This is a genomic window from Neobacillus oceani (assembly GCF_046237595.1).
GTDB classification, from domain to species: Bacteria; Bacillota; Bacilli; order Bacillales; family Cytobacillaceae; genus Bacillus_D; species Bacillus_D oceani.
In genome coordinates, this window is the sequence record NZ_CP143543.1 from 4,569,669 (window position 1) to 4,577,160 (window position 7,492).

The 7,492-nt window shown below is 44.9% G+C and carries 7 protein-coding genes; all 7 read right to left on the reverse strand.

Going from position 1 to position 7,492, the window contains the following annotated elements; all coding sequences use genetic code 11:
* Positions 1–61: 61 nt before the first annotated feature.
* Positions 62–778, reverse strand: a complete 717-nt coding sequence (gene rsmG / locus V1499_RS22905) for a 16S rRNA (guanine(527)-N(7))-methyltransferase RsmG (protein WP_409272871.1) — start codon at positions 776–778, stop codon at positions 62–64.
* A 21-nt stretch (positions 779–799) separates the two neighbouring features.
* Positions 800–2,689 carry a tRNA uridine-5-carboxymethylaminomethyl(34) synthesis enzyme MnmG gene (gene mnmG, locus V1499_RS22910; protein WP_409272873.1) on the reverse strand — a complete coding sequence of 630 codons (1,890 nt, stop codon included), beginning with the start codon at positions 2,687–2,689 and terminating at the stop codon, positions 800–802.
* Between the two features lie 105 nt (positions 2,690–2,794).
* Positions 2,795–4,180, reverse strand: a complete 1,386-nt coding sequence (mnmE, locus tag V1499_RS22915; protein WP_409272875.1) for a tRNA uridine-5-carboxymethylaminomethyl(34) synthesis GTPase MnmE — start codon at positions 4,178–4,180, stop codon at positions 2,795–2,797.
* A 389-nt stretch (positions 4,181–4,569) separates the two neighbouring features.
* On the reverse strand, positions 4,570–5,193 hold the full coding sequence (gene jag / locus V1499_RS22920; RefSeq protein ID WP_409272877.1) for an RNA-binding cell elongation regulator Jag/EloR: 624 nt from the start codon (positions 5,191–5,193) through the stop codon (positions 4,570–4,572).
* Positions 5,190–5,966, reverse strand: a complete 777-nt coding sequence (gene spoIIIJ, locus V1499_RS22925; RefSeq protein ID WP_316572308.1) for a YidC family membrane integrase SpoIIIJ — start codon at positions 5,964–5,966, stop codon at positions 5,190–5,192. Before spoIIIJ ends, jag begins: the two co-directional genes overlap by 4 nt.
* 142 nt (positions 5,967–6,108) lie before the next feature.
* On the reverse strand, positions 6,109–6,474 hold the full coding sequence (gene rnpA, locus V1499_RS22930; protein WP_409276369.1) for a ribonuclease P protein component: 366 nt from the start codon (positions 6,472–6,474) through the stop codon (positions 6,109–6,111).
* A 217-nt stretch (positions 6,475–6,691) separates the two neighbouring features.
* Entirely contained in the window at positions 6,692–6,826 is a 135-nt protein-coding gene (rpmH, locus tag V1499_RS22935) for a 50S ribosomal protein L34 (protein WP_115450926.1), read from the reverse strand.
* Positions 6,827–7,492: the final 666 nt, after the last annotated feature.

The following is a 7,492-nucleotide window of genomic DNA, read 5'->3' on the forward strand; positions in this document are numbered from 1 at the left end:
CCTGCCGAATGGAATGGTGATTTCGCAATACCGCCAAACATGCTTCAAAAGAAAACAAAATCTATGCAATCGGCGATTTAGCAGGGGTTCCAGGCTTCCGCGGATATTTTTTGGGAGTTTGTTTTTCCTTCTTGATGACAATGATCGTCCTCTCGCTGTCCTCAAGCGGCAGTGAGAAGGTATTTGTTTCATGTGTCCGGCCGCCAAGAACGGTTATTGCCTTCTTCGCATCTGCCAGTTCTTCCTTTGCATTGGCAGCTTTTAAAGCGATAAAATGGCCGCCCTGTTTTACAAGCGGGAGACAAAGTTCACTTAATACTGACAGCCTGGCAACCGCCCTGGCCGTAACGATATCATATCTTTCCCGGTGCTCCGGATTCGTTCCGAATGTTTCCGCCCTGTCATGGACAAACCGTACATTGTCCAATTCGAGGACCTTTGCAAGATGGTTCAGGAAGGTAATGCGCTTATTTAACGAATCAACGATCGTTATATTCAGGGAAGGAAAGGCGATTTTCAAAGGGATGCTTGGAAACCCAGCACCCGCGCCAACATCGCAAAGGGAAAGGGGTTCTGAAAAATCAAAATAAAATGCGGCCGAAAGGGAGTCGTAAAAATGCTTTAAATAAACCTCTTCGCGGTCGGTAATCGCGGTTAGGTTCATCTTTTCATTCCATTCGACCAATGTTTTGAAATATGTATCGAACTGCCCAAGCTGGGTGGAGGATAGGGAAATCCCCCTATCCCCAAGCAGCCCGGCAAATTGTTCTACGTTCATAATTTTCATCCAACTCCGCTCTTATTCTGCTTTTATCCTTGCAACCCGGCCGTGCTCCAAATACACGAGGAGAATGGAAATATCCGCTGGGTTTACCCCTGAAATCCTTGATGCCTGGGCAATCGAAAGAGGCCTTACTTGTTTAAGGTTCTGGCGGGCTTCATTCGCAATCCCGGAGATGGCATCATAGTCAATGTTTTCCGGAATCTTTTTATTTTCCATCTTCTTCAGCCGGTCAACCTGCTGAAGCGACTTCTCAATATACCCCTCGTACTTGATTTGAATTTCTACCTGTTCCTTGATTTCATCCTCAAGGCTTATTTCCGGGGGAATGATGGATTCAATATGGCTGTAATTCATTTCGGTCCTTCTTAGGAAGTCGGCAGCGCGGATTCCATCTTTCAGCTCGCTGCCTCCGAGGCTCCGAATCAATTCCTGGACTTCCGCTGTAGGCTTGATAATCGTAGCTCTTAACCTTTTAATTTCCGTCTCAATCGCGTCATTTTTCTTTTGGAACTTCTCGAACCGCTCATCCTGGATCAATCCAATCCGATGGCCGATTTCCGTCAGCCTGAGGTCGGCATTGTCGTGGCGGAGAAGAAGCCTGTATTCAGCCCTTGAAGTCAGGAGGCGGTATGGCTCGTTTGTCCCCTTCGTAACCAGGTCATCGATCATGACGCCAATATAAGCTTCTGAACGGCTCAAAATAAGTTCTTCCTTGCCTAGTGCGTTCAACGCCGCATTAATTCCCGCCATTAATCCCTGGCCGGCTGCTTCCTCATAACCCGAAGTCCCATTGATTTGGCCAGCTGTATAAAGATTTTTCACCTTTTTCGTTTCAAGGGTCGGCCAAAGCTGGGTAGGAACGATGGCGTCGTATTCAATCGCGTAACCCGCCCTCATCATTTGCGCATCTTTTAAGGCCGGTATCGTTTTAATAATCTTGTGCTGGACTTCCTCTGGAAGGCTCGTTGACAGCCCCTGTACATACACCTCTTCTGTGTTACGCCCCTCTGGCTCAAGGAAAATCTGGTGGCGCGGCTTGTCATTGAACCTGACCACTTTATCTTCAATGGATGGACAATAACGCGGACCCGATCCTTTAATCATCCCGGAAAACATCGGGGAACGGTGAAGGTTTTCATCAATTATCCGATGGGTATGCTCATTCGTATAGGTTAGCCAGCAAGGCAGCTGGTCAGTGATATATTTTGTTGTTTCATACGAAAATGCCTGCGGGAGATCATCCCCGGGCTGAATCTCGGTTAGCGAGTAATCGATTGTTTTACTGTGGACCCGTGGCGGCGTACCTGTTTTAAAACGGACCAAATCAAAGCCCAGCTCCTCAAGGTGCTCGGACAGTTTGATTGAAGGCTGCTGGTTGTTCGGCCCGCTTGAATATTTAAGGTCGCCAATGATGATTTCACCACGCAGAAACGTCCCCGTCGTAATGATGACTGTTTTTGCCCGGTAAATGGCACCCGTTTGGGTGATCACCCCTTTGCAAACGCCATCTTCCACAATAAGCTTTTCAACCATTCCTTGAAGCAGGGTCAAATTCTTTTCGCTTTCAAGCGTTTTTTTCATTTCATGCTGGTAGGAAAATTTATCAGCCTGGGCACGAAGCGCGCGTACCGCCGGCCCCTTCCCTGTATTCAGCATTCTCATCTGGATATAGGTCTTATCGATATTTTTGCCCATTTCACCGCCAAGGGCATCGATTTCCCTGACTACAATCCCTTTTGCCGGCCCTCCGATGGATGGGTTGCATGGCATAAAAGCGACCATATCTAGATTGATTGTAATCATTAACGTTTTTGCGCCAATCCGGGCAGCAGCCAATCCGGCTTCACAACCTGCATGGCCCGCGCCGATGACGATTACATCATAATTTCCGGCCTCGTAGTGCATTTACGCTGCCTCCTTTTCATATAACATAAAACAGTTCCAATGAACTCAATTAAACATGAACAACAACCGAATTTTATTACATTCGTCGAAAAAAAAGAAAAAACACTATTTACCAAGGCAAAATTGGGAGAAAAGCTGGTCAATCAAGCTTTCATGGACACTTTCGCCAATGACCTCACCCAAAAGCTCCCACGAACGAGTCAAGTCGATTTGAACTATATCAATCGGAATACCGTTTTCAACCCCGTTAATTGCTTCCTCAACCGCATGTAACGCCTGGCCCAGGAGAGCAATATGGCGGCTATTCGATACGTATGTCATATCTCCCGCATCAATTGACCCAGCAAAAAACAAATCCGCAATCGCTTCTTCAAGTTCATCGATTCCCTTGTCCTCAAGGAGCGATGTCGAAACAATCCGCCTGTTTCCGGCAAGAGCCTTTACTTCCTCGATATCGATTGCTTTTGGCAAGTCGGTCTTGTTGACGATAATTATGGCGTCCATTCCTTCTACCGCTTTAAAAATATTCCGGTCTTCATCTGTTAGTTTGTCGGAATTGTTCAGGACAAGCAGGATCAAATCCGCTTCTTTTAGTACCTGGCGTGACCTTTCAACCCCAATTTTCTCGACAATGTCTTCCGTCTCCCTGATTCCGGCCGTATCGAGGAGGCGAAGCGGGACTCCCCGGACATTGACATATTCCTCGATGACGTCCCTTGTAGTACCTGGGATATCTGTAACGATTGCCTTATTTTCCTGTGCAAGGCTATTCAGGAGGGACGATTTTCCGACATTCGGCCTGCCAATAATGACAGTGGAAAGACCCTCTCTTAATATTTTACCCTGTTGGGATGTTTGTAAAAGCTTTTTAATTTCATCCCGTACATAACCTGATTTATCAAGCAACATATTGTGTGTCATTTCTTCAACATCGTCGTATTCTGGATAATCAATGTTCACTTCCACATGGGCGAGCGTTTCCAGAATTTCCTGTCTAAGTTTTTTGATAAGCCGGGAAAGTCGGCCCTCCATCTGGCCTAGTGCCACGTTCATTGCACGGTCCGTCTTTGCCCGGATCAAATCCATGACTGCTTCCGCCTGGGAAAGGTCAATCCTCCCATTCAGGAATGCACGTTTCGTAAATTCTCCTGGCTCCGCCAGCCTTGCTCCATTATTCAGCACGAGCTGAAGCACGCGATTGACCGAAACAAGTCCGCCATGGCAGTTAATTTCAATTACATCCTCTTTCGTAAACGTTTTTGGGCCCCTCATCGCCGAGACCATTACTTCCTCAACGGTTTCCCCAGTCTTTGGATCAATCAGATGTCCGTAATGGATGGTATGGGACGCAACATTGCCAAGCACTTTGCCGGACGGGCTCTTGAATAGTTTATCCGCAATTTTAAACGCCTCATCCCCACTCAGCCTGACAATGGCGATTGCTCCTTCACCCATTGGAGTCGAAATGGCCGCAATTGTATCAAACTCCATGTTTTCCACCTCTTTTCCTTTTAATTTCATCTATAGTTTATCTTCCGAATTGGTTTTCCCACTCACAACGGGCAGTAACGGCACGCCTCAAAATTCTGAGGCATCGAAGCCACCAATGAAAAAAACTTCGATTATCCCCAAAATAACAGAATAGCATACTGTTTCTTTCAAAAAAACTCATTTATCCACATGCGCCGTTTGAACATGTTTTATTTTAACTTATCCACATGTGAATAACAATAAAGCGAAGATACAATCAACACACTTCACCCTATCTTTAAGAACATTGCAGCCGTTAAGCTAGGTAAACAAATCTTGCAACAGTGGGAATTTTTATAAAAAAATCCCGCCTCCGGAATTTGAAGGCGGGATTTCAATTACTATTCAATTCAGTACCGTACCGGTGTAATGACGATGTGCCTGTGAGGCTCTGTGCCGTCAGAATATGTCTTTACCTTGCTATTTTCGGAAAGAGCGGTATGGATGACTTTCCGTTCGTAGGAAGGCATTGGTTCAAGTGTAACCGTTTTACCCGTTTTCACCGCTTTTTGGGCAAGGCGCTGGGCCAATTGGATCAGCGTCTCATTGCGGCGGTCCCGGTAATTTTCTGCATCAAGGATGACTGTAAGGTATTGTTCCGATAAACGATTGATAATAAGCTGAGTCAAATATTGGAGGGAGTTGAGTGTTTGTCCCCTCTTCCCTATCAATAACGCAATCTTTTCTCCGGAAAGGACAAAAGTAACGAGCTTGCCTTCCCTCTTTGCCTCGATTTCAATGGGCGCTCCCATCTGCTCGCTGACCTCGGAAAGGAATTTTTTTGCATCTTCAATCGGATCAGGTTTAAGAGTAACTTTTACAACAGCCGGCCTTGATCCAAAAAGGCCGAAGATTCCTTTTTTTCCTTCATCAACAATTTCTATTTCTGTGCGGTCTTTTGTTGTGTTCAATTGAGCCAGTGCTGATTGGACTGCTTCATCTACGGTTTGCCCGCTAGCAGTTATCTGTTTCACTTCTTTGCTCCCCCCGCGCCGCCGGTTGCTGATGACTTCTTCAGGTCCGGCCCTTTAATGAAATATGTCTGGACAATCATGAACAGGTTCCCCACTACCCAGTACAATGACAGGGCTGCCGGGAAGTTGATGGCGAAAATCAGGATCATAATCGGCATCATATAAAGCATCATTTGCATCTGTGGATTGCCTTCCATTCCGGCCATCATCATTTTTTGCTGAATGAACGTGGTGATGCCGGCGATAATCGGCAAAATGTAATACGGATCCTTATCGCCCAGGTCGAACCAAAGGAAGTTATGGTCTGCAATCGCTCTTGTCCTTGAAATCGCATGGTAAAAACCAATGAGGATCGGCATCTGGATCAGGATAGGCAAACATCCGGCCAGCGGGTTGACACCATGTTTCTGGAACAGGGCCATCGTTTCCTGCTGTAGTTTTTGTTGTGTCTTCTGGTCTTTTGAACTGTATTTCTCACGCAATGCCTGCATTTCCGGCTGGAGAGCCTGCATCGCTTTTGAGCTTTTTGTTTGTTTAATCATCAATGGCAAGATTGCAAGGCGGATCAGGATTGTTACAACAATGATCGAAAGCCCGAAGCTCCCCCATAAAATGTTCGCTCCTTCTGTAATCAGCCAAGAGAGCGGATAAACAATATACTCGTTCCAAAAACCTTTGCTGTTCGCATCAATTGGCTTATTTACCTCCATACAGCCTGAGAGCAGGAGAACCAATGAAAATAAACCTAAATACAGTAATTTTCGCTTACTCAACCGAAATTTCCTCCTTAAGCGGATGGGTATGTGAATTTATTTTTGGATGTCCTTTTAAAAAGGACATGCTACCTGAATCATTCTATCATTTTTTTAAAGGAAGTGCTTTCAAAATCTATGGAAGCGGGAAAAAATATCTTCTTTACCCGTCATTGTCGACTGGAAAGTTCCTTTTTAATACTTTTGCAAGCTTTAGGACGTGGGCGAGGCTTTTTTTGACCTCGAAGAAATCCATGTCCGCTGCAGGCTTTCTGGCAATGATGACATAATCATTTCCATCGGCAAGCCCTTCCTTCATTTCAAAAAAAGACTGTCGAATGTATCGCTTGATCCTGTTTCGGACCACGGCGTTTCCAATTTTTTTGCTCACGGACAAGCCGATCCGGAATGAAGGCTGGTTTTCCTTTTTCAGGACATAGACGATGAATTGCCTGTTTGCAGTCGAGCGACCTTTTTTAAAAACTGCCTGAAAATCGTTATTCTTTTTAATTCTATAATCTTTTTTCATGACTTCACCTTCCATCTTCGCCACCGGATGGCTGCCACCTCTATGTTTCATCCTCTCCCTCGAGGCAATCCGTTATTCGAAAGGCCGCGAAGGAGAAATAAAAGCGTTCAATCAATCCATTCCGCCCATATATGATTCTTAGAGTGGTTTTGGGTGAGCCCGAAGAAAATTGACTTTGATTTTCAATAGAAAAAAGACCACTGAGACGGTCAGTGGCCTAAGCTGATAATACTTTTCTTCCTTTTTGGCGGCGGCGCGCTAGTACTTTACGGCCGTTCGCTGAGCTCATGCGGCTGCGGAACCCGTGAACTTTGCTATGCTTCCTTTTCTTTGGCTGGTACGTCCTTTTCATCGTATGACACCTCCCTGAGGAATTGCTTATATGGACAGTCTAGCTTGCTTTAAATTTACGCTTGGTAAAGACAGTCTTAATTATTATAGAGACGCATGCAGGAAGTTGTCAACTATTGATTGTGATTTCTTACATCTTCCAGCCACTAAAAGGAAGGGCCCTTTTTCGCCATCCCTCTTTTCTCTTCTAACTTTACCTCGTCAAAACGCCACCTATTTATCCCTGTGGATAAATTCCGACAGATTTCTAGCCTTCTCCCTTGCTTATTGACAGGTTTTTCACATACCCTAGTATTGTGGATAAATTGAACCTGGATAAATCCGGTTCTTGTGGATAATTACTAAAACCCATTGCACCACTTACTTTTTTTTGATATTATATTTGTGTTTTCACTTCTAATAAATCACTGTGGACATCTTAATTGTCCACAGATTGTGGATAAGTTGTGGACAGGTTATCCAACCACTTTGTAAAAACTTGTCCACATCCCGTGGATATTGTCGAAACCTCTTATTCTTTCCTTATAATATGTTTTTCCACAAATCCATCACCTTGAATATTTATTCATGCGGGTTGTACAGCTTGTATAACAGACCCAACTATTCTACAAATATACAAGAACCTATTCTTGTGAGTATCAGAGATTAAGAGAGGGAGGGAAACTAG

What these genes read in the sequence shown, in the direction of transcription:
- rsmG (WP_409272871.1), bottom strand. Translation starts at nt 778, where the DNA reads ATGAACGTAGAACAATTTGCCGGGCTGCTTGGGGATAGGGGGATTTCC.
- mnmG (WP_409272873.1), bottom strand. Translation starts at nt 2,689, where the DNA reads ATGCACTACGAGGCCGGAAATTATGATGTAATCGTCATCGGCGCGGGC.
- mnmE (WP_409272875.1), bottom strand. Translation starts at nt 4,180, where the DNA reads ATGGAGTTTGATACAATTGCGGCCATTTCGACTCCAATGGGTGAAGGA.
- rnpA (WP_409276369.1), bottom strand. Translation starts at nt 6,474, where the DNA reads ATGAAAAAAGATTATAGAATTAAAAAGAATAACGATTTTCAGGCAGTT.
- rpmH (WP_115450926.1), bottom strand. Translation starts at nt 6,826, where the DNA reads ATGAAAAGGACGTACCAGCCAAAGAAAAGGAAGCATAGCAAAGTTCAC.